Consider the following 25,541-nt stretch of genomic DNA (forward strand, 5'->3'; position numbering starts at 1 on the left):
TTAGGTACTGAAACATAATTATTCGTTTAATTACTCACTTTTTAAACTTGTCTCAACATTTTTCTGTATTCAGACTCAAGATACTCATCAACTGCATCTGCATTAATATGTCCAGAGTTATGCCAAGCATATACCTCTTTTAAAGCTAGAGAACCAAACCTTGCCCAACCGATAATATTCGTTCTTAATAAAAACTGAACCATATCACCACCCGATCTTAGAGCTGCGTCCCCAGTATCGATAAGGCATAGCGAACCATGAGCAACTAATAACATCCGTCTTAATTCAGGATTGTTCACAGACGGAATACACTCTTTCCATTGTTTCTTATGGTAAAAGCGCTGCTTGGTTACCCACATCAATCTCGTCAACAGTTCCGTAATAAGAACAGGGATAGCCATTGCAATGCCATGCCTCATGTCATAACCTTTTTCAAAAACTTGTGTAGCAACAGTGGCAAACGACTGTTTATGCTGACCAAATTCACCAATATCAAATAATAATAAAAGGTTATAAAACGGAATGGGTATGCCCGATCCCCGGCTTGATGCTCCTGATGAACCTGCCATATCAGAAAATAGATGCCCAAGCCAATTTACAAATCCAGAGAAAACTTTTGCAATAAAATTTCCCCCCTTTAACTCATAATCATCAGTATCAATTGTGATGATTTGACCATTTGATATAAAAGAGGAGGTACTTGTGAACTGATTCAGAATAGAGAAAAAAAGACCAATAAGATCAGGTGAATGCCCTAAACTCTTCAGATGATGATTTTTAGGAGATAAGTTATTTACAGCACCATCAGTTCCATTACAACCAAACGTTGTGGCTTGATCGTAGTTAATTTTATAATTTCTTTCGAGAAAACTAATCGCACTTTTAGTGGGATCACTTCCCTCTCTGGCTCCCTCCCAGCCACAAGCTCCTGCGAACTTTTCAACAGCCAAATTAACACTATTATCAGCAATATTCGTTAACTTCCCTTCTCCCGGCATCCCAACGAAAAACACATCAATAAGTCCACCAATAACTCCGCATGTACCTGCAATCAAATAATCATAATTATCACATTGAGCATTCTTAATAGTGAACTCTTCTTCAATGCGTTTTTCTAATTCAATTCTCTGCATTGGAGACATCAGTGTTTTAAATGGATCAGCATCTAAATCAACAGCATTTCTTAATGCATATTTTTCAACATAATATTGGTACTCCTCCCATGACATGTCATCATTAAATTCGAGTAAATCCAACGTAGAAAGATAAGGTACACAAGGCTGAATTCGAGCTTGCTCTACAGATTGTAATAAATCATCGAGTTCATTGGTAATATCAACAGTTACAGCTACTTTAGAATCAATACCCTCCTCTCCCAACAATCCATCAAGCTCTGCTAATGCTTGATCTAACGCATTATTATTGTATGTTTGATTTTGCTCTAGCGTATTTAAAGCAGCGTCGAGCTCACTCATTTTGCTTTCGGAATTATCCAGCTGGTGCTTTTGCACCAGCATGGCCGAAACATGATAGTTTCTATTTTTCACTATGAAAAAAGTCCAGATAGTTTACCTTTAATTACATCTGATGCTTTATAGTAGCCAATTGCATCAAAAATCTTGGCTAATTTTTCCATATCAGTATTTGAAATATTTTCTTTTAAAACCAAAATATTAACAGATACAATTTCACTATCTTTTTTCCTTTCAACAGTTTTCTCTTCATAAAAAGACATCACAACATTGAAAATTTGATGTTTAGTCGCATCACGTGTAAGCGATTGAAGTTTCTCTTGATCAAGTTCAGTAGGACATTTTAGCTTAAAGCACTTACCCTGTGTTTCTTCACCTTTATGAGTAAGAACATTACCAGCAGAAGTTAATAACTTCACTTTTTGAAGGAGTAATTTTACTTTTTCATCTTGGACACCTTGATCAAAAATAGCGTCATTTAACCTAGTGGTGATAAAGTTAATATCTTCCATTAAATAGGATACGGTTGACTGTGTTTGCTTGATAACTTCATTTAGCATCAACTCTCTACGCTTCGTTTTATCAAGTTCATTGGCACCAGTTAGATGCTTAATCCCTTTATATGCACCAACGCCAAGTAATACTGCAACACCAATACCCGTTGCCATACTAGAAAAACCTAATACGCCACCTAAACCAAGAGTCGCTAAACCAGATGTAAGGCCGGCCGCTGACATACCAACAACAGAACCAGAAAGATAAACTGCAGCAAGAGGAACACCAACGGCTCCTGCTTTAGCTCCTAATTCCTTCATACCTTTTGCTAATGCATCATCACTGAAATCAGCATTCAACATTTTAAAATCAAGTTTCAGCGCATCAATAATAAGCTCTACTTCTTCTTCAGTTAGATTAAACAGATGATTGTTTTCCTTGAAGAAAGCAAAATTCTCATGACTTCCATTATTAACACTCATGAAAACGCTGAAAAGATCTTTTGTTAGCGAGATTTTTACAGACTTATTATGACTTGGAAGACAAGACTCATCGATTGTTTTAATTAACTCATCTAAACAATCTAATTCACCTAATGACGTAATATAGTCACGAAGAGTAAAACGAGACTCGGTGCTAAGTTCTAATCGAGTCATTAATAATAAAATTTGAGCGAATTCATTTTTGTCAACTTCACCATCATCGTAATAGGTCATATTTACGATAACCTTTAAATAAGCAACTTTAAGATCTTCCGACATTTCTGATAAGGCAACAAGCTGATCTTCTTCCTCAAAAGAGTCAAACTGAGTTGCTATAGTATTTAGAAACTCTGCAAGCTTTTCTAAATTACACTCACTTATATGTTCAACTTTAATGGAACTTCCATTTTTAAGAGTAATTAAAGTAAACTCTTCTACTTTTTCTTTTCCTTTTTCATTTACAGAAACATTACGAACATACTCAGTTGACTCTAACTCCGTAAAATCAACAGTAACTGGAGACTCAAATGCTGGTTTGTAAACCATCTTTTCACCAGTAAATGCAAGACCATCTTTTCCACTTCCAAAAAGAGTGCTATCTAATAGAGCAATAATAGAGCCTACATGATCATGTAATTTCATTGAACTTGCTGCATTGTTTAATTTTTTTTCTGGTATCTCAGGTGCAATATGAAGCCCTTTACGAGCAATTTGAGCTATGTTGTCTTTAATAAAAACATTAATGTTCTGCATTGTTAAATCCTTTCATTACAAATCAATCTACTATCATGACTATGACATAATAGTAATTTTCTTAAATTGTAACTCAGATAAACATTACTTTTTATGAGGTTAATAGCAAATATCACCTATTAAGGTAATTAATCTTATAATAATAGTGTATGGATATTTAAAACGCTCATTTCAACATAAAAAACAATTTAGATTTACAGTCATTTAATTAAAAATTAAAGCCAAAGTTGAACTTTGGCTATGGCTTATTAGGTATTTGCTAATTATTTCTCATGTTTTTTTGGAACATAAATATAATTACTAGCTCGATTTGCTAGACGGGCAGCTCTTTCTAAATATTGCATCGACTCTGTAGTGTCTAGGTTTGATAACCAACTTTTAATATATGATATAGATTCTTCTCTTACTTCTTTAATTAAATCAAATCGAGCACATAAGAAACTTGAACCAAGTTCTGCTACCAACTCTTCAAATGAGTAGTCTTCATCTCCCAAATAACCAAACTTACGATTACATCTACTCTCATGCCCAGTCCAATGAACTAACTCATGCAGTAATGTCGCATAGTATTGTTTTGTTGCATTTTTTGCTCTAAAAGTTTCTTTATGCGGCATCATAATAAGGTCAATATCTCGGTGATAACAAGCAACACTATAAACATTCTCAATCTTAACATTCAAATTTTCAATCCGCTTTTCAAGGCTTTCTAATGGTAAAACCTTTGTATTAGCAACACTGTCACCTAGCTCACCTTCAACACCATCCGCATTATAAACTATTGATATTTTTTGCCCAAAAGTAGCCAGTTTTTCCTCTTGAAAAATATCATCTCCATTACTATTAACTTTAAAGTAATGAAAAATAGGTGCAGGTCTCGCATCTTGTTTTAATTTAAAACCTAAAGACTCCCATTGACGCTTAGTAGCCCACATATTGGTTTTATATTGATAAGCCTGAGCGAATATGGATAAAAATAACCAAGAGTAAAGTGAACTGTATTCTCTATGAGTTTTAAAATTATAATGATTAAATGAAAACGCATTAGTGAGCCACTCAGGGTTAAACTTTTTGTTACTTTTATCAAGATTTTTTACTATATTATCAAATACTTTCTCATCAACATCCCAATTAGCTGATGCAATTTCTACTATATCAACCAAATGTGTTAATTGATTAAATAATGGAGAATTTAAAAAATGATAAAGCTCTCTTGCTGATTTTATATCACCTTCTCTTACTTCAAGCGAATCAATATATAAACACCACCAATCAAACTCTATTAATAAATCTTTAATATCTCTTTTAGTAACGCCTCTCCAATTTTCATTTTCTGAAGCATTAAATATTTTTTCAAGTGTTGTTACATAATGTTTTTTATCTAAACCATGTAAAATTTCACGGAAAGGTAAGGCAAGCCAATCTTCAAGCTCTACAATTACTTCGGCTGCATATCTTAACCCTGATATACTGGCATTAAGTGAATCATCATTAGTTAACCAATCAATAGGACTAGGACTAGAACTTGTTTGCTGCAGAAATGAATTGAACTGGGTATTACCATGCATACCTTCACAACGTTTAATTAAGTTATCAATAGTCCTTCCTGTCGCTAACGAATACTCTAATTGAAGAAAAAAATCATTCCTAAATTCAGCAAGGTTAATCATATATAATTCCTTTATATCAACATATCGATAGGTATTATAATAAAGACAATTTATAGTAAAATCATCTAGTAATAGGTGGTTATTTTTATAAAAACAGACACAATTTACATAAGAACTGCATTTGTTATCGAAAGGAAAAATAAAAATTTAAGTAACTTTAATCCAAGTTTCCACATCAGTATTTTCCGGCCACTGAATCCCTTTCTCAACATCATTATCACTAATAACAAAAGGAACGACCCATAGCTTTAAGGTTTTCTCGCCTTGAATAGGGAAATCAAAACTATGTGATATTGCCTGCTCAAAATCAGAGTGTGAGGGATATACCAAGAACATTTCTGGGTTTTCTATATCTGCATCAAAGTAATGATGACCGTATGCCAACATCTGATAAAAATCACTTTGGGATAAACCATATTTATCTGTGCCATTGGCTTTTGATGAATTAAGTAATTTCCACTTAGTGTCTAATACAGTTACAACTCTACTATTATGCTCAATTACCATATCGGGCTTAAGCTTGAACCAGCTAGAGTCCTTGTGGGTAACTAAACTTTTACTCTGTACCTGTGCTTTCAAACGATGTGTTTGTTTCAACGTTTTACTAAGTGATTGAGCGACATAATCTTCAAATACACGTTCCATTGGGAATAACAGCGAAGCAGCATGATGATCACCTTTCATTGTTTGTGGCGAGAGTCCGTCTAAAATCAACTTCGCCCAAGCTAAAGGCAATTCATAATGGTTCATTCCCCTACCTAACGCCACTAGCGAAAAATCATGCTTCTGGTTAAGGCTGACAGGCACATCATGAAAGACGAACATCAATTCTTGTAACAACTTTTGATTTTCTGCGCTTCGTACAACCCCATGTACTTTCGTTAAAGCGGCATGAATTAATCGATTGGCAGGGCGATCTCGCAAGAACTCATCATATTCACAGTAAAATTTGTGCTTGTTAATCACATTATGACGAAGCTGCTTTCCAACATTGAGCTTACCTTTTAAAAAGGCCAGGTTATCCTCTTTAGGCACATAATCACTGCGTAAGCCACGCTTAATAAGGAGATTAACCGATTGCAAAAACTGGCTAATGAACACTTCAAGCAGCGGCATTTTACGACTGATAATATTAGCGTTAGAGGTTTGAATATGTTGAAAGCCTTTTAGCGCCTTTAACATGATCAATAACGACTGACGTGCATCTTCTTCTGCTTTTTTGCAAGCAAATTGGTTTTTACCGATTTTAGGTAAGATCTCAAATTGCGTACCATCAGGGGTAAATAACACCCCTGCATAATTTTGTACTTGCAGCACTTCCATACCTTGAACACTTTTTAGTTTAAGTAAGTTACGTTCCCGCTCATCACTTAAACACATGCCTTTGAGGTACAAGTAAGCGTTATCTGAAATAACCTGAATATGCTCATATTCGTTCGCTTTACGATCGTTGGTAATATAGCCAAATTCAAATAGCGTAACGTTGTTTTTCACTTTCATGCTCAACCATTAGCCCTTGGTATAAATGGCAATATAAGCTTCAGGTTGATCCCATACAGAATCATGACCATCAAACGACGCAAGCTGGAAAGTCACTTTTGTATCTTCATAAAGATTAAGCCCGTGATTAGTACCAAATAAAGATTCATAGCTATCTTCTTGCTTGGTCACGAAACACAACGCTGCTTCTTTTTGATTATCTCCCAATACAAGGCGGATCTTGTTCCAGTCATCAAAGAAGTACTCTTCTAACAGTGGAATAATTTTGTTTTTAAATGCCGCTTTTAACAGTTCAAAGGCTTTACCTTCGTCTTGTTCATTGTAGACAGGAAACAAAAAGGCGTGACCAAGGGTATGCTCACGATCATAAAGCACTTCAATACGGTTATTAAGAGTGGTTAATAGTTTCGTTAAATCGATATTTCTGATTTTTCTATTCTTGAATAACTCAGGTTTTGGCATCATTTCAACGAAATCAAAGCGCCGACGCAGTGCCGTATCCATAAGCGCCAAAGATCGGTCAGCCGTATTCATTGTGCCGATGATATGTAAATTATCGGGAACAGAGAACGTCTCGCCAGAATATGGCAAGGTAACTTCTAACGCTTCTTCTGCTCCTTTCCGTTTGGATGGCTCAATTAAGGTGATCAATTCACCAAAAATTTTGGATATATTGCCACGGTTGATTTCGTCAATAACCAAAACATAAGGTTGTATTTGCTTCTCATGTTGTGAAATCGGCGCTAAATTCAAATGTTCTCGCATATATTCAAGCAACCCTCGAACATACGAAATATTGTAAATACCGTCTTTATTACCCGTTAAATAGAGTTTTTTGATGTTTTCAAGAGATGCAGAATACCCACAAGACTTTCCAGCTGAAACGGGGTCAAGTAAAAATGTCTTTCCACCACGATAAACAACATCAAACTCAGACTTGTTCGACGTTTTCACACGCAAAGGATTTTGCTCGTCTGAACATAATTCTTTTAACTTTTCTAGAGCACTATCAAATTGTTGGTGTTCGGCATTGGAACTTTTAGCATCTTGGCATATTTGTTTAAAAATACCCGACTCAACACAATAGCTGATTTGACCTTCATCATTACATTCAGCTTTCAATCCTTCCACAAACTCTTCATAGCCATAGCTTTGATGGAAAGTTACAAAACGGATGCGTTTAGAATCAGATAACGCTTTGAACTTACTTTGAAGTTGAGCTCGTTGTTCTTGTGTTGCCCCTTTTAGCTGGTCGATATTTAAATCTAGGTAGAATGTCGGCTCAGCTGCTTTTACGGCGGCTTCTATGGTATGAAAGGTTTTGCCTGTACCTGGAGGGCCATAAAGGATTTGGTTTAATGGCATAAATGATACTTTCTTATTTTTTATTATATTATTGACTTTCACATGATTCGATTTCGAGGAAGCGCCCTCTTTAATATCAAGCCATTCAGACAAACATTCGTTCGCAATATCTATATCAGCTTTATTCGTTATTAAAGGATACATATAACCAATGCCTTTTATATGTTCCGGTATGCGCATCTTCTCATCAGAAGATAAATTTTTTAATGAAAACTCTAATTTTAGGTTTCCTTCAGAACTAAAATAAAATCCACCATAAGCATTTCGTGCAGACTTAATAACATATTTTTCGGCAAAAAAAATAGCACCACCATCATGTTTCTTCGTATACGCAACAGCAGATTTTTTCTCTACATATTGAAGAAAAGGTCTGAAGTCATCACCTAATAAATAGGATTTTGCTAATGGTGATATATTATCTAACTTAGTTTTAACTTCATCTAAATTTGAATTTAGAATCGATATATCAATATCGAACTGATGTAGATATTCAATAAATTTTCGTGAAAATTCCAAAACCTTTCATCCCTAAAAAAGCACGCCCGAAAGCGTGCTGATGATTTCGATTATGATTCTTGTGCAGATTCTTTCTTTACTGTTCGTTTTTTTGCTGTTTGCGCTTTCTTAGCAGCTTTTGCTAATGCTTCTGCTTCCTTGCGGGCTACAGCAATGCGTTCTAACAGTTTATCGGCAGGCTCATCGTTTGGATCTTGTTCCACCAGCTCACCACGGAAGGCTTTTGCCAAGATACTTTGGGTAAGGTTGTCTACTCGTGTTTGCGCTTTTTTCACTTGGGCTTCAATGATCTCAGCGAACGCGAGGTATTGGTCAACTAGGCGGACGATTTCTTTTTGTTCTTCAAGAGTTGGCAACTGAATAATAATTTCACGTACTTTATTCAAGTTCAAGTTAGGTTGATTTCCACCTACAGCTGCTTTTCGAGTTTCCTCATAATTCTCTAAAAGTCTAAGCTTTACATAACTTTTAAGCGCTTTATTTTCATCAACGATGATTGCTGCGCAGGCTTGATTACATGTAGCTTCCAACATTAATTCCGTCACTTGACCTCGAGTTTTACCCTCTCCGTACATTGCTAGTAATAATGTACCAACAGGGAATAACTTTAACTTACAATCTTCAGCCCCAAAACTTGAAACAAATTGCTCAGCTTCATAACAGAATAAATCACCAGTCGCACTACTAGTTAACCAAGGCACGTCCTCTGAATTCCAATATTCACTATTTGTCCTCTTTGGTGTTTTACCAGTCGCTACTGTCGAAATGTCACCAATAGAAAGAACTTTCCAATCATCAAAAGAGTTGGCAGAACCACGCCACTCTTCCGTCAATTTCCCCGATACCGCAGCAGCGAGAACAGATTGACGAAAGCGTTTAAGGATCGCAGGAATGCCATCTAAACGCGCTTTGATGGTGTCGACCTGTGCCAATACCTCATCGAGTTTTTCAACAATGCGTTTTTGTTCGTTTAGTGGGGCAAGTGGGTATGGGATACTTTCCAAATTCTTTTTTGTAAGCTTAGGTTGAGCAGAACCTGTTACCCAAGACTCTAAAGAAAGTGAGTTGAAATATTTTTCCAAATATAAATTTGGGCTATCGGCAAGACACCTTAAGGTATGTGCATGATTATTTACCCAATATTTTCCCTTAGCAATAAATGCTAAAGGCTTAGATTTAGATAATAGATTTGCTCCATCTTCTCCAATTAGAACGTACTCGCCTTCATGAGTATAGTTATTTAAATAGTCTATGACCCCAGTGGCTCCATAGTAAGGGTAATGACCTTGACAACTAGCACGCTCCTTTAAAGAGATAGGTTTTCGTAGACCATTTTCTATCAAACAGGCTTCACCAATGGAGCTTGCTACCCAACCTTTCGGCAATTCACTCATCACACTTCCTCCGGCTTTTCTTCTAAACCAAAGGCTTGTTCTAGCAGTTGCTTTTGCGCTTCTGCTTCATCACTAGCACCCAGTGCTTGCATTAGCTGATAAATACCTGCCATGGCTTCTGTTAGCTCTGCCATTGCTTCACCTGCAAGTACCTCTGGTTCTGGGAGGTTTTCTGCGCTGCTGGCTTCTAAATCTTTCATCCATGAAATATCAAGGCTATCGCCCTTTTGATCACGAATATACTCACGGCTAAATTGGCGGAAACGAGCGTTATCTAATGTTGGTTCATTGCCAGATTCGACTTCGCCTAGCTGTTGCCACACACCTTCTGCACGCTTTGATAAACCATTTACATCATCACCAAAAGCGGCAATAAAGGAATCAAAGTGTTTTGCCGTTAATGGTCGGCGCTTACCAAAGGTATTCATATTGGTACGCATGTCGTACACCCACGTAGATGTGGTGCAATTTTCCTCTTGCTCTGGGTTATCCTTCGTGCCTTTTTGGAAAAACAGGACGTTAGTTTTCACCCCTTGTGCGTAAAAAATACCCGTCGGCAAACGTAAAATGGTGTGCAAGTTACACTTATTCATTAAGTCAGCACGAATTTTTTGCCCTACGCCACCTTCAAACAATACGTTATCAGGCAGTACCACAGCAGCTCGACCACCTGGTTTTAAATGGCGATAAATATGCTGTAAGAAAGCCAACTGTTTATTACTGGTGTCAAAGGTTAAATCGTCACGCGTTGGACCGCCGCCACCCTTAGAAGTACCAAATGGAGGGTTAGACAGAATGATATCGACTTTGGGTAGTTTCGCCCCCTCACCGCTTAACGTGTTACCTTGGAAAATAACGCCTTCGCCATCACCTTCGATGCCATGTAATAAGCAGTTCATTAAAGCTAATCGGCGTGTCGATGCCACCAGCTCCATACCGTTGTAAGCTTTGCGTTTTTGGAAATCTTGCTGCTTTTCATCTAAGTCAAACAGATCGTCTGTGTTGGCTTTAATAAACTCATGGGCCGCAATTAAGAAACCCGCAGTACCTGCCGCAGGATCTTGAATGGTTTCCCCGACTTGTGGGTTGGTCAGTTTTACAATGGTGTCGATAAGTGGACGTGGGGTGAAGTACTGACCTGCACCCGATTTGGTTTCGTTAGCGTTTTTCTCTAATAAGCCTTCGTATAAGTCGCCTAAGCCATCTTCACGCGCAGAGAACCAATCTAACTCATCAATACGCTTAACAAGCTGACTTAAGTGTTTTGGCTCTTTTAGGCTAGTTTGCGCCCCAGCATAGATTGCAGCTAATAATGGATCGTGGTGTTTACCTAAATCTAATAGCATTTGACGGTAAAAGTCGTACTGCTTGATACCTGTTTTGTCGGTGATGTCCGTCCAGCGCAGCCCTTCAGGTAATACGTGCTCTGTGATCCCTGCTTCTGCTTGCTCGTTTTCCATTTTGATGAATAACAACAGCACCAACTCAGTCACATAGTCAGTGTAGGTAATGCCGTCATCACGTAATACGTCACACAGCTTCCATAGTTTTTGTACAATTTCGTTGTTATTCATAAGGCTCTCGTTTGAAGATAGCGGTCGCTTAATGGCTATTTACACACCACTAGCGATAAAAATACGTTTAAATGCAATACTTCCGCTAAGTTTACCACTTAGCGGCAAGGTAAAAATAAGATTAATAATAACGTCGTTGTGATTGGCTAGGCTTTAAGCATATTAGGTGGCTTGCTGCTGCCAAATTTGATCGTTGAGCGCGATTAATACTTGCTCTAACTGTCCACCCAACTGTTTATCCAGCCCTTTGCTGCCACCAGCTTGAGCAAAACTGCGGTTGATGTCTTCGTTTTGCAATACCACTTCTTTTTTCAACTGTTTGGCAATGCGTTCAAGCCATTTTAGTTGCGGTTTCGTCCAAGAATGCATGGCATAAATGCTATCCATCGCCATATCAATACGGCGCTCAAATGGCATTAATGCTTCACCCAATGCTGCACGACGAATATGACCCACGATAGAAGCGGCAATGTCTCGGTTGGTGGTTTTCTTCCAAGCACTTTGTAGATCCACTTCTTTGAAGTTTTGGTTATCCAATAAAATACGGATCTCTTTTAGTTGCTCACGGGTAAGCTCTTTCGGTTTGTTGACGACTGCTGCCAACGCCGCATTATTATTGATATTGTCTTTGATGAAATGATCAAAAGCAGTGAGGTAATCTTCTGGCTTACTGTAAGCAGAGAAGTTCTGTTCACGAACTAAAAACTCATCATCGTGGTTAGAAATTACGTATTTTTCACCACCACCTAGCATTGAACGAACACTTTCTACTCTTTTGGCCAAGTTACTGTGTACTTTAAGCATTTCAGCCGCTTTCACAGGCCCTGCTTGATGCAATTTCTGATGAATTTGATCAGCTGGACAGCCCCACTCCTGCTCGATACTTTCAAGCTCTTGTTTGATGATGGGATCTTTTTCTGCTTTAGCTTGCGCTTTACGCATTACCCGCATCACTTTTTGGCTTAGCTCATCCAATGAATCATGTGCAAAGCTGCTGCCTTCTTCTCGCCCTGATAGTTCAAGATTACGAGGTTCGGAAATCTCATCAATAAGTTGCTCAATGGAAATATTTGGACGCTTCACCACAGATTTCATGGTGTTGACTTGCTCCAATGATGCATAGAGATCGACTGGATCAAAAATGCGGAAGACTGTTTTACCAATATCATCACAACGGCGCGTCGCACGACCTAACATTTGCTCGTATAAAATACGGGACTTAACACGACGCATGAACACAAGGTTACAAATTTCAGGTACGTCTATACCTGTAGTTAGCAAATCAACGGTAATCGCAACACTTGGATAGGTTTCGTTTTTATATTTTTTGATCGCTTCTTTGACTCTATCTGTGCTGCCTGTGATTTTTTGTACTGCATGTGCTGGTACATCATCATAGGCTTTTTGAAACGCTTCAACTAACAGTCGTTCAACCCGATCCGCATGTTGATCGTTAACACAGAAGATCATGGTTTTTTCTTTACCTGTTGGGTCGATATCTTCTGCTAACGCTTCACATACAGTTCGATCAAAGTTTTCATTGATGACGGTACGGTTGAAATTCTCTACGTTAAAATCCAGCTCGTCTTCAAGTTCTAAGGTGTTAACTTCACCAGAGAAGGTATCCACCATTTCAACCATTTCACCTTCTTCAAACTTGATACCAGCTTGGTTCAGTTTGGTTTTATAGAGGATAGGTGCTTCATGATCAATCAGGTAATCTTCAGCTACTGCTTCACGGTAAGAATAGGTATAAACCGGGTAACCAAAAATTTCGGAAGTGTGTGCTGCTGGTGTTGCAGTTAAGCCAATTTTCACTGCATCAAAATAATCCAATACGCGACGGTAACTAGAGCGATACAGGTTTGGATCACGTGCAATCAGTTCGCTTTCATCCATTTCTTGGTCAAGGGTATAACCACGGTGTGCCTCATCCACAATGATGCAATCGTATTGATCGATAGGCAAAATGGTGGCATTAGTGTTATCACTCTCTTTGTCTTCAAATAAGCGTTTCACCATCGCTTGTACCGTTGCTACATGCACACGGGTTTCCGCTTCTGGTAATTTATCCGCCATTTCTTTGATGTCATAGATCTGGGTAAGCGATTGGTTTTGCTCTAAGCGTGTTTCGGTAAACGATTCTGTTGCTTGATCCCCCAGCGACGAGCGATCAACTAAAAATAGAATGCGCTTAAAACGCTCAGCTTTCAGAAAACGATAAAGTAAGCCAATAATAGTACGTGTTTTACCTGTACCTGTTGCCATTGCTAGCAGACATTCACGTTTATTCTGCTGCAATGCTTCTTCTACAGCAATTACAGCCTTTTTTTGGTATGGACGTAAGCCAAGATATTCAAAAGGCTCTAACGCCATCTCTTGCTGAGCTTGTTGATGATCTCGTGTTAGGAGGTCAAGCAAGCCTGCTGGACTGTAAAAACTTTCACAAGCACGTTTAGCATTCGTCGGTAAACGACAGTCTCGAAACCATGTACCACTCTGCTCAGGCATTTGTCTTAAGAACGGCTTACCATTACACGCAAACACAAAAGGAAGTTTATACGATGCCTCCCCTTCGCACCCTTGCCAAGGGCCTTCACGTTTCATCAGCTCCCACGCTGGTACCATAAGTTGTTCTAACTCTGTCGCAACAGGTGAAAAAGTATGGCTATAGCGCTCAGCTTGGGTGATAGCCCCAGAGACGTTAACACGCTTACGTTTTGCTTCCACAGCGGCAATAGGTGTCATACCCACAAATAAAACGTAGTCTGCTGGACCTGATGCCGTTGGCCATTCAGCTATCGCAAGGTTTTTCTTAGGATGAGGACGAGCACCGTTACTGAAGGTTAATTCTTGGGTATCCGCATCCCAACCAGCATCACGTAGTTGCTGATCAATAATAAATCGAGTCTGAGCTTCGTTGAGATCAAAATGGCTATGCTTTAGTAACTCAATTCGCTGTTTGAGTTCTTGAGATGCTTTTGCTTCGTCTTCTGGTTCAGTGTTTAGCGAGGCTTGTTGCTGCAGTTGCTGTTCAAGCTCTCGAATACGTGCTTGAGCTTGATTTAAACTGTCATTGTCTTTTGCTTCAAGAAATGCGATCTGTGCTTGTCTAATATCAAATTCAGGTGACTTCTGCGATTCTAGCTTGTCGATAATCGCATTAAGACGAGCAATCTCTTCATTCGATTGCTCAATCAAGTTATCGTTTTGCTGTTCTGAAGGTGCTTGATATGGATTAGGTTTAAAGCTGCCATCACCCGTTTTAACACGATAATAAATTGTTGCAGCCTTGTGGGCAATTTCTAGCGCATAGCCCGCAGCGGTGGCATTGTTGTAATAACCATGCGCAGCTTTGTTACCGTATTTACGTAAAGCATGAAAGATTGCTTGACGCTCCTCATCTAAGTAGCCCTTATTGCCAAGCTGCTTCAGCTGTTCAAATGTCGATAACCCATCATCAAGTTTCACTAACTCAGAAATGTAATTAACAATTTCTTCAGACAGTAAACGCACCTTAAACAATGTGGTATGCGGATCTTGATGCAAGTTACGTTCAGCTGATAAAGCAATAATATACAGTGTGTCGTTAACACCTTGTAAAAATTCGAAATTTGATGAAGACATGAGCCATCCTACAGCAATAACCATTCGCTCGAGAGATTAAACTATTTCCTCTTTATTGTCATACTTTTGCATATAAAATGTCGACAATATCAAGAAAACCTATACAGATGACCAGTTTCACTCAAATAAGCAGCATGTTGATTATAGACATAGTCATTTTTTGATATTTTTCAAACTCAATACTCTGTTTTAAGTTGGAAGACCATAGAAATTTACGAACTCTTCGTATCTGGCTGCTTCTGTTTACAAATGAGAATCTTTGTTTAGTAATACCAATATCTCCCCTTAAGTATGTTAAACTTCAACCAAGTCTTTGATGAAAAGCATTCCGTACACTAAAAGTGATTAAGTGTGCTGTTTCATGAACAATTTTAAGCCCTAGTTGTTTACTGTTATACCCCATGACTTCAAGATACAGGATTCAGAGTATAGTCACTGATTCACATTCGAGAAGAACCGCGTAGCGTAATAACTAGAGAAATAAAGAGTATAAGAATCAAATGAGTAGCCAAACTATCCAATGGTTTCCGGGCCATATGCACAAAGCGCGTAAAGAGATTGAAGAAGCACTACCAAAAGTAGATGTGATCATCGAGGTGCTTGATGCCCGAATTCCGTTTAGTAGTGAAAACCCGTTGATCAAAAGATTTCGAGAAAAGAACGAAAAGCCTGTTGTTAAGGTGCTAAACAAGCGAGATCTGGCCGATCCTGAAATGACTCAACGTTGGATTGACCACTTAGAACAAGAGCAAAACGTTAAAGCGATTGCGATTACAACAGACAATATCAACGAAGTTCATCAAATCATGGAGCTTTGTCGTAAGCTTGTTCCTCATCGTGAAGAGATGGGCAAAAATATTCGCACCATGATCATGGGTATCCCTAACGTGGGTAAATCAACCATCATCAATACATTAGCGGGCCGTAAAGTGGCGGTAACAGGTAACCAGCCAGCAGTTACTCGCCAGCAGCAACGTATTAATCTGCAAAATGGTATTGTGCTATCAGATACTCCAGGAATCTTATGGCCTAAAGTTGAAAACCCGCACAGTGGCTTCCGTTTGGCTGCAACAGGCGCAGTTAAAGATACGGCAATGGATTATATCGACGTTGCTTTCTTTACTGTAGAGTATTTAGCTCAAGCCTACCCTGACTTACTAAAAGCACGCTACAACCTAGATGATGAGCTTCCTGATTCTGAAATTGAGTTATTAGAAGAGATTGGTCGTAACCGAGGCTGTTTACAAGGTGGCGGTCGGGTCGATCTTCATAAAGTATCAGAAATTCTGATCAATGAGCTGCGTAATGGTACTTTGGGTAAGATTACGATGGAACGCCCTGAGATGATCACTCAAGAGCTTATCGACGTTGCAGTAGAAGCTGAACGTAAAGCCGAAGAAAAAGCAAAGAATAAAGAAGAGCGCCGTAAGCGTTACCTACGCAATAAGCGCTAATTTTTTGATGTTGTTGGAGGGAGTCATCAATTGGCTTCCTCTTTTTCAAATTAGCTCATAGTCAGACTTTACTATCTAGCTGCGTAAGTCGCTCCATTCCAGTACCATTCATAGGGAACATTAAGGCCTGGTCCTGAAAAGTTAAGATCAAAATAACCATTTGTTTTTTTATCAAGTACATTACAACTGTACGCTGCCAATGAATTGATGATCCGATAGTGGTAACGACTCACTCGCTTTAGCACCTGAACATAACCACCAGCCATACCAAATTCAACCGAGCTACCGTGGATCTCAATAATAATTTCGTCGATATCATCTTTGTTAAGATCAACCTTTCTGATACTCACTTCCGCTTCACTACCAGAGTTATCAATACACTGTGTATAACCTTTCCCTTTGCACGAAACTAAATTATCGATAAATGGGCTTGGATTAAACGCAACCGCGTAGCTCGGTAATAAACCGCAGAGTAAAAAAAGAAAGGCTTTATTCATAACAACATCAAAAATATGTAAATTTATTGTCAGATTCTACAAGACAAGGTTTAAAATGAAAGCACAAAAACACAAAACGACATTTTTTTGACTACAAAAAAGACAAAATGCACACCGTTCATTATTATTTTGAATCATTAGACCTTACTTAATTCACCTTGTAAATAAATACTTGTTATAGAGCTTTAACTTTCTTTGTTAAAACGAGCTAGGATCCTCTATAATGTGCGACCGTTTTTATTCTCCTGTCGACTACATCCATAAACGATATGCATCATAAAGATGGTTCGGTTATGAATGTAATAGACATAGGCCAGATATTAGGAAACCATTATGTCATTTTCTGCCCAAGGCTTCTCTCAAGAGCTGGTAAAAGCATTAACAGAGATCGGCTATGAAAAGCTGACTCCAATTCAAAAGCAAGCCATTCCTCAACTTCGTCGTGGTCACGATGTATTAGCGAATGCACAAACAGGTACTGGTAAAACAGCCGCATTTTCATTACCAATTATTCAGAAAATGCTGGATAACCCTCAGCCTCGCTCTCGTATGAACGTTCGCGCACTGATCTTAGCGCCGACACGTGAGCTAGTTGAGCAAATTGCTAATAATATTAAAGACTACACCCGTTATACTGACTTAACGACAGTCGCTGTTTTTGGTGGTCGTAAAATAGCGACTCAAGAGAAAAAGCTTGAATCAGGCTGCGATATCTTAGTTGCTACACCAGGTCGTTTACTTGAGCATTTAGAGTTACAAAATGTACTGTTGTCGAACATTGAATTTTTAGTATTTGATGAAGCTGACCGTATGCTGGATATGGGCTTTATTAGCGCGATCCGTACAATTTTAAGTAACGTTAACTCTACGCCTCAAATTATGCTGTTCTCTGCAACTTTCTCATCTCAAATGAATAAGTTAGCAGGAGAGCTACTAAACAAACCGAAACGTATTTCTGTAACACCTGAAAACTCAACTGCAGAGACCGTTGCGCACGTTGTTTATCCGGTTGATGAAGAACGCAAGCGTGAAATGCTATCGGAGCTAATTGGTAAGAAAAACTGGCAGCAAGTACTGGTTTTTGTTAACTACAAAGAAACCGCAAACCAGCTAGTAGAAGAGCTTGAACTAGACGGTATTAAAGCCGTTCTTTGTCATGGTGATAAAGCGCAAGGCGCCCGTCGTCGTGCTCTTAAAGAGTTTAAAGAAGGCAAAGCTCGCGTAATGGTTGCAACCGAAGTCGCTGCTCGTGGTTTGGATATTCAAGGTTTACCACATGTTGTGAACTACGACATGCCATTTCTTGCTGAGGACTATGTTCACCGTATTGGCCGAACCGGTCGTGCAGGTCAGCAAGGTCATGCGGTATCATTTGTAAGCCGTGAAGAAGAGCTAACTCTGATCCAAATAGAGCGTTTGATCGGTCAGCGTATTCACCGCGTACAATTAGTAGGTTATGAGCCAAAGAGCCGTGATGCCCTACTCGAGAAAATGAATACTAAAGCTTCGTTCCGCGATCGCCGTGGTCGTACGAATAATCCAAATGAAGATAAATCATCGGCAGAACGTCGTGCTCGTCTTCGTAAAGCGATTCAAAACAAAGCGAAATTAGGTTCTATTAAGTAATAAACGACTTCTAAATTCATTTAAATAAAAAAATGCCGCTAACTTTTCTATAAGTAGCGGCATTTTTATACTCAATAAGCTCTATATTAAACTAATATTTACCAACTCACGCTATCTCGCAACTCAATAAATCTCTTATTTACTGTACTCAGCAAATGGGTTTACTGTTGGTAGATCAATCGCTTGTGCAAAAGCAGATAATTTTAAGCTTTGCTGATCCATTTCAACAGAATCGCCGTCCATAACTTCTGAGCCAAAATCGTAGCGAATCGTTTCTTGGCCTTGGCATGCTGCAAGATCGTTTTGCTTTGCAATTTGAGCAACTGGCGTATTTTTTGTTTTATAAGAGTCGATACATTCTTGACCGTATTTAACCGTTAACATCTCAAGAGTTTGCTGAGGAGAGAGCACCAGACCAGTTGCGTTATTACCACCAAAACCTTTGGCATTTAAGACAACAGCCTTATATGCTTCGCCCTGCTCTCCTGCAAATTTATGCGAAGTTAAAATCTCAAGATTGGATTGATGAACATCATCTGCAATATGATCGATCGTAGTAATACCAGGAATCCAACCATACTGCCACACGCCTAAAGATGCGATAAGCTGATCCCCTGCCGCTGCGCTCATTGAATGGCCCACATAAGACTTGATCGCCGCTACAGGCCATTTATCTATCGCAAAAGTTTTCGCCACTTCATTTAAAATATGGCTTTCGGTTACACGGTTCTGTGGCGTACCCGTACCATGAGATTGCACATAGGTTTGCTTAACGCCTTCTGCGCCCAAAATGGCTTTAGCAAGTGCTGCGGCTTTAGCCACCGTTACATAGTTGCCTACACCAGGTGCCGAAATAGATTTCTTATTGGCATCAGCGTTAACAAATACATCAGCAACAGAACCGTAAATATTAGCCCCTAACTCTAGTGCTAATTCATCATCCATTAACACCACAAACTGTGATGCTTCAGCCATGGTAAATCCAGCATTAGTCGAAAACGGACGACAAGCACGACTGTTATCAACACAATCACTGTTATCAAGTGCTTTTAGCTGTTCATCCTCGGCTAAAGCGCCCATAACACGGAAACCTTCCATAACTTCAGGCGCAACAGGTGCTTCGGCATTACCCACAATAACGACTTTTGATTTACCGTGTTGAATGTCGTACATACCCTGACGAAGGTTGTATAGGAAAGTGGCACAGGCACCCATATTTGTGCCCGTAGTACCAACACTATTAATCACATAACCATTAATAAAGTCAGCAGGCATTTCAGCAAGAGACAAAGCCATCATTTTTGAGCTAACTCGTCCACCGGTTAAATGCGCGGCAATCATACCCGCTAAAGACTGATCATCAACTTGCGCTAAACCACTACCTGCATATACCGAAATTTCATCAGGTTTAACGTGTTCTAGCACTTGATTCCATTCAAACCCTAGTGAGTTTAAAGCATCTGAAGCGCCATATACGGTCAGCTTCAAACCACGAGGGTGAAAACGTGAGTTATATAATTTGCCAGGATCAAAACCTGTCGGAATATTACCACCACTCGATACAGGGAAAGTTACGCGATCTTCAAGTAATGCATCAATACTGCCCGTTACGGTAATCTTTACTTTGCTACCTTGCTCCTCAACCAGCCAGTTATCTGGGATTTGAGTCGGTAATTTTGATTTGCGCAGAGTAAAAGTAATTGCTTCAGATTCTGTTTCTAAATTCGCTTTATATTGATATAGCAATGCATCGGGATCGAATGAATCGATTCGACGAACCAAAGTACCCGCTTTAATCGCAGCAATAATTTCATCTGAAACATCACAACCGGTATCGCTCAGTCCCATACGAATCGCAAGATCTTGCCATGTTGATGCCATAGTCTCTTGGGGTAACACATCTGCTAACATTCGTTTATAGCTGTGAAACCCAGAACTACGACCCGCCGCATTAATGCCGCCAAATCCAACGATTAACGGTAACTTTGCCATACATCACTTCCTGAAAAATCTTTCAATACACTGTTCTAATATCAGAATAACAAGTTTATTGCTCAACACACCTTGAATTTATGCCAAAAACACTGAAAATAATGCCACTTAAATGTGATTGAATATCTAATCATCAATTTATAAAGTGAGATAGAACAATGCGAGTCGGTTTTGTGCTTTATCATCGAGCACTCATTACAGGTATATCTCTGGCTGCTGAAATGCTCTCTAGCGCATCGACGTTGCGGGAAAGGCGTTTACAGAAAGAGTCCCCTTTTAGTTTGAAAATAGTCGCACCAACCTTAACTTCACCTAAATTAACAGCAGGGATCAGAATTGAGCCGGATGTTACCTTTAATGATGAAGAACAATTTGATCTTGTGATCTTACCGCCTATGTGGGGCAATCCGTTGTCTGCGATTCACAATACTCCAGGATTAACGGAGTGGTTAATCAAACAATATCAAAATGGTAGCCAATTAATGGCGACAGGAACGTCTGTTGTGTGGCTGGCAGAAACTGGATTATTAAACGATCAAGTCGCCACAACCCACTGGTATTTTTATGATAAATTCAGTCAACGATATCCAAAAATTAAATTAAATCGTCAAGCCTCTATTACGGCAGCAAATGGCTTGTATTGCACAGGATCAATTAACTCTCAAACTGAAATGATCCTATATATTATTGAAAAATATTATGGCCAAAAAATTGCGACGACAATCGAAACTCACTACGGTCACGAAATCAGTAAGTCTGGTCAACAGCCCTTCTATCAAATTGGGGGGCAAGCTCAATTTGATGAATCGATCGCTTTAGCGCAAGAGTGGATGAAACGTCATTTATCTGAATCAATAACAGCTACAGATATCGCCAATGCATGTAGGCTTCCCCTACGTACATTTAATCGCCGTTTTAAAGATCAAGTTGGGCAAACCCCGCATCAGTACTTACAGGGGATAAGAATGGATACAGCTCAACAATTGTTGCGTGATTTTGGGTTATCAATACAGGATGTGGCCGAACATGTGGGCTATCAAGACGCATACCATTTTTCGACACGATTTAAGCAAGTATTTAAGGTCACACCGAGCCAATATCGAAATATGGTTAAAGCTAAAATTTATAATGTTAGTGGTTAGAACATACGAAAACGCCAGCTCGAAACATATTTTCAAGCTGGCGTTAATAATTCTATATTCGATCAGACTACATCGATAGCAGGTTATTTACGGTCTGTAATATCTTCAAACTCACCGTCAATAACATTTGATGATGCATTTGTTTTTTCTTGTCGAGCATCACCAAAACGTGAATCGGTAAAACCTTGCTCTTGATATGCATAATCTGCGTAAGCCAATTTACGCTTTAAGAATGGCTTAGTAATCAATGCAGCAACACTTACGAATAGCCCCATAATCGCTGCGAAAAATAGGGTAAACATACCAATAACAACGGCAATAAAACCAGCAATAAGATTTCTCATTTTGAGCCCTCTTGTCTATTCTGTGATGAGGATTAACCGTATCAACCAACTTGCTACGCCTCATTCTCCATCGAACAGCTCTCGTTATCTCTTTCTCTTATAACTCATAGATGGGGTTCCTATCCATCTTTTTCAAGCTTGAATGTATCATAGCGGCTGAAAAATGAACCTACCATGAATGCAAAATTAACTCTTAAACTTTTTCTATACGATTAATAAATAGCCTAGACAGCGCCTGTCACTCCTAAAAAATGACAAATTTATTACTTAATTTTTCATCATCACATACAAATATTTTGCATTTACTTAAGCGCAACCAAGTGATAATAATACCTATTAACAATAATAAAATGTAAGGTTATACAATGAAGGACTATTTTAACACTAACTATCCTTCTATCGATCTACTCCGAAAAAAAGCAAAATGTCGCTTACCTAAATTTGCTTTTGAGTATGTTGATGGTGGTTGTAACAACGAAATTGGCTTAAAACGTAATACCGATGACATTCGAAAATTAGAACTTATCCCTTACTATCTACGTGATTATCAGGAAATATCATTAAAAACTGAGCTTTTTGGTGAAACTTATGATGCACCATTTGGTGTGAGTCCTGTTGGTTTACAAGGGCTAATTTGGCCACAAGCGCCTGAAATTTTGGCTAAAGCCGCTTTCGACCACAATGTTCCGTTTATTTTAAGTACCGTTTCAACCGCTCCAATAGAAACAATTGCTGAAATCACCGAAGGTAAAATGTGGTTCCAGTTATATCACCCTGCCGATGATGCTATTACTGATGACTTACTAGCACGTTGTAAAGCGGCAGGAGTCAAAACCTTAGTTCTTTTATCTGATGTTCCAACATTCGCCTATCGTCCAAAAGAAATTAAAAATGGTCTGGCAATGCCTCCTAAGATGACCATTCCAAATATGTTACAAATTATGGCCTCACCGGAGTGGGCTTTAGAAACATTGATAAAAGGTAAGCCTGAATTTAGGACGCTAACTAAATACATGCCAGGTTCCATGAATATGCATCACTTAGCATTATTTATGGATAAAACATTTAATGGACGCTTAAGTGAAGAAAAAGTACAAAAACTACGAGATAAATGGGACGGTAATCTAGTTCTAAAAGGGCTATCCACTGTTGAGGATGCAGAAAAAGCAATTCACTTAGGACTTGATGGCATTATCGTATCTAACCATGGGGGACGTCAGCTTGATGCTGGTCCTTCAACCATTAATAAGGGTATTGAAATACTTAATGCTTGCAAAGGTAAAACGACCATTATGATGGATAGTGGTATTAGAGAAGGCTCAGATATTGCCTGTACTATGGCTGCAGGAATGGATTTCACCTTCTTAGGCCGTAGTTTTATGTATAGCGTAGGAGCTTTAGGTCATAACGGTGGCTACCATGCGATGAATATGTTGAAAAAACAGCTTCAACAAGTCATGGAACAAGTATGCTGTGAGAAGCCTCAAGATCTACCAAACCACTTAGCAGAGATTAAGAACCTCTGGTAACGATAAAACACCTATTAATACTATAAAAAGCTGGATAATTCATGTTATCCAGCTTTCTTATTAGTCCGTATCTTCTAATGTTTACCGCAATAAATTCGTCTTAGCCACTTCTACCAGCTCATCGCCATAGCCATTAAATAACGCTTTCAGCATATAAATAGCAAAGCCTTTTTCTTGAGCTAACTGAATTTTAGGAGGCATGCTAAGCTCATGTTTATCAGTAATCACTTCAAGTAACGCAGGACCTTGGTGAGCTAAGAGTTCATCAACGGCTTCATTTAGCTTCTTAGGTTCTGAAACCTTAATACCTTTAATACCACAAGCATTAGCGATAGCTGCGAAACTTGGGTTATGGAGATCTGTCGCATTAGAAACAAAACCCGCCGCTTTCATTTCCATATCAACAAAACCAAGAGAATTGTTATTAAGAATCACAATTTTTACCGGTAATTGATAAGGCGCTAACGTTAACAAATCACCCATAAGCATTGAGAATCCACCATCACCACACATAGCGATAACTTGGCGGTCCTTATCTACAGCTTGAGCACCAATAGCTTGAGCCATTGCATTCGCCATCGAACCATGATTAAAAGATCCCAGTAAGCGACGATGACCATTCATTTTCAGATAACGGGCAGCCCACAGTGTTGGCGTACCAACATCACAAGTAAATACAGCATCTTGATGTGCTTTTTCACTGATGACTTTTGATAGTGTTTGTGGGTGAATTAAGGCACTCTTAGGTTTAACTTCAGCCAGATTATCAAGCTCCTTTCGTGTCTTTTGATAGTGTTCAACACATTTATTAAGAAACTCAGTATTATGATTTTCATCTAATAATGGTAACAATGCCGATAAGGTCGGTTGAACATCTGCCACAATACCTAAATCAATCTGGGTATGTCGCCCAATCGCACTAGAATCATTATCAATCTGAACGATTTTAGCCCCTTTAGGATAAAAAGGTCTAAATGGAAAACTTGTACCAACTAAAATAACAACATCTGCGTTTTCCATCGCATGATAACCAGATGAAAAACCGATTAATCCCGTCATACCGACATCAAAAGGGTTATCATATTCAATATGCTCTTTGCCTCGTAGCGCATGTACAATTGGCGCTTTTAGTTTTTCGGCAAGCTCGATGACTTGTTTATGAGAATTTTTTGTTCCGGCCCCGCAAAATAATACCGTTTTTACTGACTGATTTAGTATTTCAGCACACTGATTAAGATCAGAGATTATCGGCATTGTTAGCGGTAAGGTTGGACGCTGCCATTTTATTGCGGTGTTTTTCGGCATGTCGAGTAATGCCACATCCCCTGGGACCACAATAACACTCACACCCCGCTTTAAAATAGCTTGGCGCATCGCAGTTTCCATAAGTTGAGGCATCTGCTCAGGAGTCGTTAATTTTTCGCAGAAAACGCTACACTCTTTAAACAGTCGAGTAGGATCAGTTTCTTGAAAATAGTGAGTACCAATTTCTGAAGATGGAATATCTGAAGCGATTGCAAGTACTGGCACTTTATTGCGGTAGCAGTTATATAGTCCATTAATAAGATGCATATTACCTGGCCCACAAGAACCGGCACAAACCGCCAATTCACCTGTTAATTCAGCTTCTGCGCCAGCAGCAAATGCAGCAACTTCTTCATGGCGGGTACCAATCCACTCAATCGAACCCTCGGCTCGTAAACTATCACTGATCCCATTTAATGAATCACCAGTGACACCCCAAATACGCTTAACGCCGGCCTCACTGAGCAACTTCACCATATATTGAGCTATCTTCATTTTACTTCCCTTATCAGCATATACTCGATTTTTTCATCTAGCGCTTCTTACGCTTCAAATCGTTACCTTGTAGTAAAACAAACTATTCTAACTAAATCTCACCCCCCCAAATCACAAAGGTATAGATTAATAAAATAGTATTTCTTTTGTTATATACATAACATATAGAAAATAGATTTTATACTTTATTGGTGGCGTTTTAAGGATATTGCCAATGAAAGATATTCATATTAACGATAACAATATGTTGTATTAAGCTTTCAATAATACAGATAAAAAAAGGAGCCTAACTGAGGCTCCTTTTGCTTAAAC

General features: G+C 38.9%; 16 protein-coding genes. 4 read left to right on the forward strand and 12 right to left on the reverse strand.

Annotated features, from left to right (window positions below):
• Positions 1 to 41 precede the first annotated feature (41 nt).
• From WAX86_RS17735 to hsdR, 8 genes are all read right to left on the reverse strand, one after another.
• Positions 42 to 1,547 (reverse strand): hypothetical protein, encoded by a 1,506-nt coding sequence (locus WAX86_RS17735; protein ID WP_341489407.1) that lies wholly within the window; start codon positions 1,545 to 1,547, stop codon positions 42 to 44.
• Complete coding sequence (locus tag WAX86_RS17740) at positions 1,547 to 3,202, reverse strand: hypothetical protein (RefSeq protein WP_341489408.1); 1,656 nt, start codon at positions 3,200 to 3,202, stop codon at positions 1,547 to 1,549. Before WAX86_RS17740 ends, WAX86_RS17735 begins: the two co-directional genes overlap by 1 nt.
• 263 nt (positions 3,203 to 3,465) lie before the next feature.
• Entirely contained in the window at positions 3,466 to 4,869 is a 1,404-nt protein-coding gene (locus tag WAX86_RS17745; protein ID WP_341489409.1) for a zincin-like metallopeptidase domain-containing protein, read from the reverse strand.
• Positions 4,870 to 5,016: 147 nt separating this feature from the next.
• Complete coding sequence (locus tag WAX86_RS17750) at positions 5,017 to 6,369, reverse strand: McrC family protein (RefSeq protein WP_341489410.1); 1,353 nt, start codon at positions 6,367 to 6,369, stop codon at positions 5,017 to 5,019.
• 9 nt (positions 6,370 to 6,378) lie between these two features.
• The gene (locus WAX86_RS17755; protein ID WP_341489411.1) at positions 6,379 to 8,250 is read right to left on the reverse strand and encodes an AAA family ATPase; all 1,872 of its coding nucleotides are present in this window, start codon (positions 8,248 to 8,250) and stop codon (positions 6,379 to 6,381) included.
• A 50-nt stretch (positions 8,251 to 8,300) separates the two neighbouring features.
• On the reverse strand, positions 8,301 to 9,644 hold the full coding sequence (locus WAX86_RS17760; protein WP_341489412.1) for a restriction endonuclease subunit S: 1,344 nt from the start codon (positions 9,642 to 9,644) through the stop codon (positions 8,301 to 8,303).
• The gene (locus WAX86_RS17765; RefSeq protein ID WP_341489413.1) at positions 9,644 to 11,218 is read right to left on the reverse strand and encodes an N-6 DNA methylase; all 1,575 of its coding nucleotides are present in this window, start codon (positions 11,216 to 11,218) and stop codon (positions 9,644 to 9,646) included. The genes WAX86_RS17760 and WAX86_RS17765 overlap by 1 nt, the downstream gene beginning before the upstream one ends.
• 162 nt (positions 11,219 to 11,380) lie before the next feature.
• Positions 11,381 to 14,845, reverse strand: coding sequence for a type I restriction-modification system endonuclease (gene hsdR, locus WAX86_RS17770; RefSeq protein ID WP_341489414.1), 3,465 nt, complete (start codon positions 14,843 to 14,845; stop codon positions 11,381 to 11,383).
• A gap of 500 nt (positions 14,846 to 15,345) precedes the next feature.
• Between hsdR and ylqF the strand changes: the two genes are divergently transcribed.
• Positions 15,346 to 16,299 carry a ribosome biogenesis GTPase YlqF gene (ylqF, locus tag WAX86_RS17775; RefSeq protein ID WP_036765765.1) on the forward strand — a complete coding sequence of 318 codons (954 nt, stop codon included), beginning with the start codon at positions 15,346 to 15,348 and terminating at the stop codon, positions 16,297 to 16,299.
• Positions 16,300 to 16,370: 71 nt separating this feature from the next.
• On the opposite strand, the gene WAX86_RS17780 is transcribed toward ylqF, so the two are convergent.
• The gene (locus WAX86_RS17780; RefSeq protein WP_036765767.1) at positions 16,371 to 16,796 is read right to left on the reverse strand and encodes a hypothetical protein; all 426 of its coding nucleotides are present in this window, start codon (positions 16,794 to 16,796) and stop codon (positions 16,371 to 16,373) included.
• Between the two features lie 333 nt (positions 16,797 to 17,129).
• Here WAX86_RS17780 and WAX86_RS17785 point away from each other — a divergent pair, with 333 nt between their 5' ends.
• A complete protein-coding gene (locus tag WAX86_RS17785) occupies positions 17,130 to 18,422 on the forward strand; it encodes a DEAD/DEAH box helicase (protein WP_005305522.1) in 1,293 nt (430 codons plus the stop codon).
• A gap of 135 nt (positions 18,423 to 18,557) precedes the next feature.
• On the opposite strand, the gene WAX86_RS17790 is transcribed toward WAX86_RS17785, so the two are convergent.
• Positions 18,558 to 20,414: a beta-ketoacyl synthase gene (locus tag WAX86_RS17790; protein WP_341489415.1), complete on the reverse strand. Its 1,857-nt coding sequence runs from the start codon at positions 20,412 to 20,414 to the stop codon at positions 18,558 to 18,560.
• Between the two features lie 158 nt (positions 20,415 to 20,572).
• On the opposite strand from WAX86_RS17790, the gene WAX86_RS17795 reads away from it, so the two are divergent.
• Entirely contained in the window at positions 20,573 to 21,556 is a 984-nt protein-coding gene (locus WAX86_RS17795; protein WP_005305527.1) for a GlxA family transcriptional regulator, read from the forward strand.
• A gap of 83 nt (positions 21,557 to 21,639) precedes the next feature.
• Here WAX86_RS17795 and WAX86_RS17800 read toward each other — a convergent pair whose 3' ends face one another.
• Complete coding sequence (locus tag WAX86_RS17800) at positions 21,640 to 21,900, reverse strand: hypothetical protein (RefSeq protein ID WP_341489416.1); 261 nt, start codon at positions 21,898 to 21,900, stop codon at positions 21,640 to 21,642.
• A 365-nt stretch (positions 21,901 to 22,265) separates the two neighbouring features.
• On the opposite strand from WAX86_RS17800, the gene WAX86_RS17805 reads away from it, so the two are divergent.
• Positions 22,266 to 23,429: an alpha-hydroxy acid oxidase gene (locus tag WAX86_RS17805; RefSeq protein WP_044177918.1), complete on the forward strand. Its 1,164-nt coding sequence runs from the start codon at positions 22,266 to 22,268 to the stop codon at positions 23,427 to 23,429.
• 81 nt (positions 23,430 to 23,510) lie between these two features.
• On the opposite strand, the gene poxB is transcribed toward WAX86_RS17805, so the two are convergent.
• On the reverse strand, positions 23,511 to 25,229 hold the full coding sequence (poxB, locus tag WAX86_RS17810; RefSeq protein ID WP_341489417.1) for a ubiquinone-dependent pyruvate dehydrogenase: 1,719 nt from the start codon (positions 25,227 to 25,229) through the stop codon (positions 23,511 to 23,513).
• Between the last annotated feature and the right edge of the window lie 312 nt (positions 25,230 to 25,541).

Source organism: Photobacterium damselae subsp. damselae, assembly GCF_038086725.1.
Classification (GTDB): Bacteria; Pseudomonadota; Gammaproteobacteria; order Enterobacterales; family Vibrionaceae; genus Photobacterium; species Photobacterium damselae.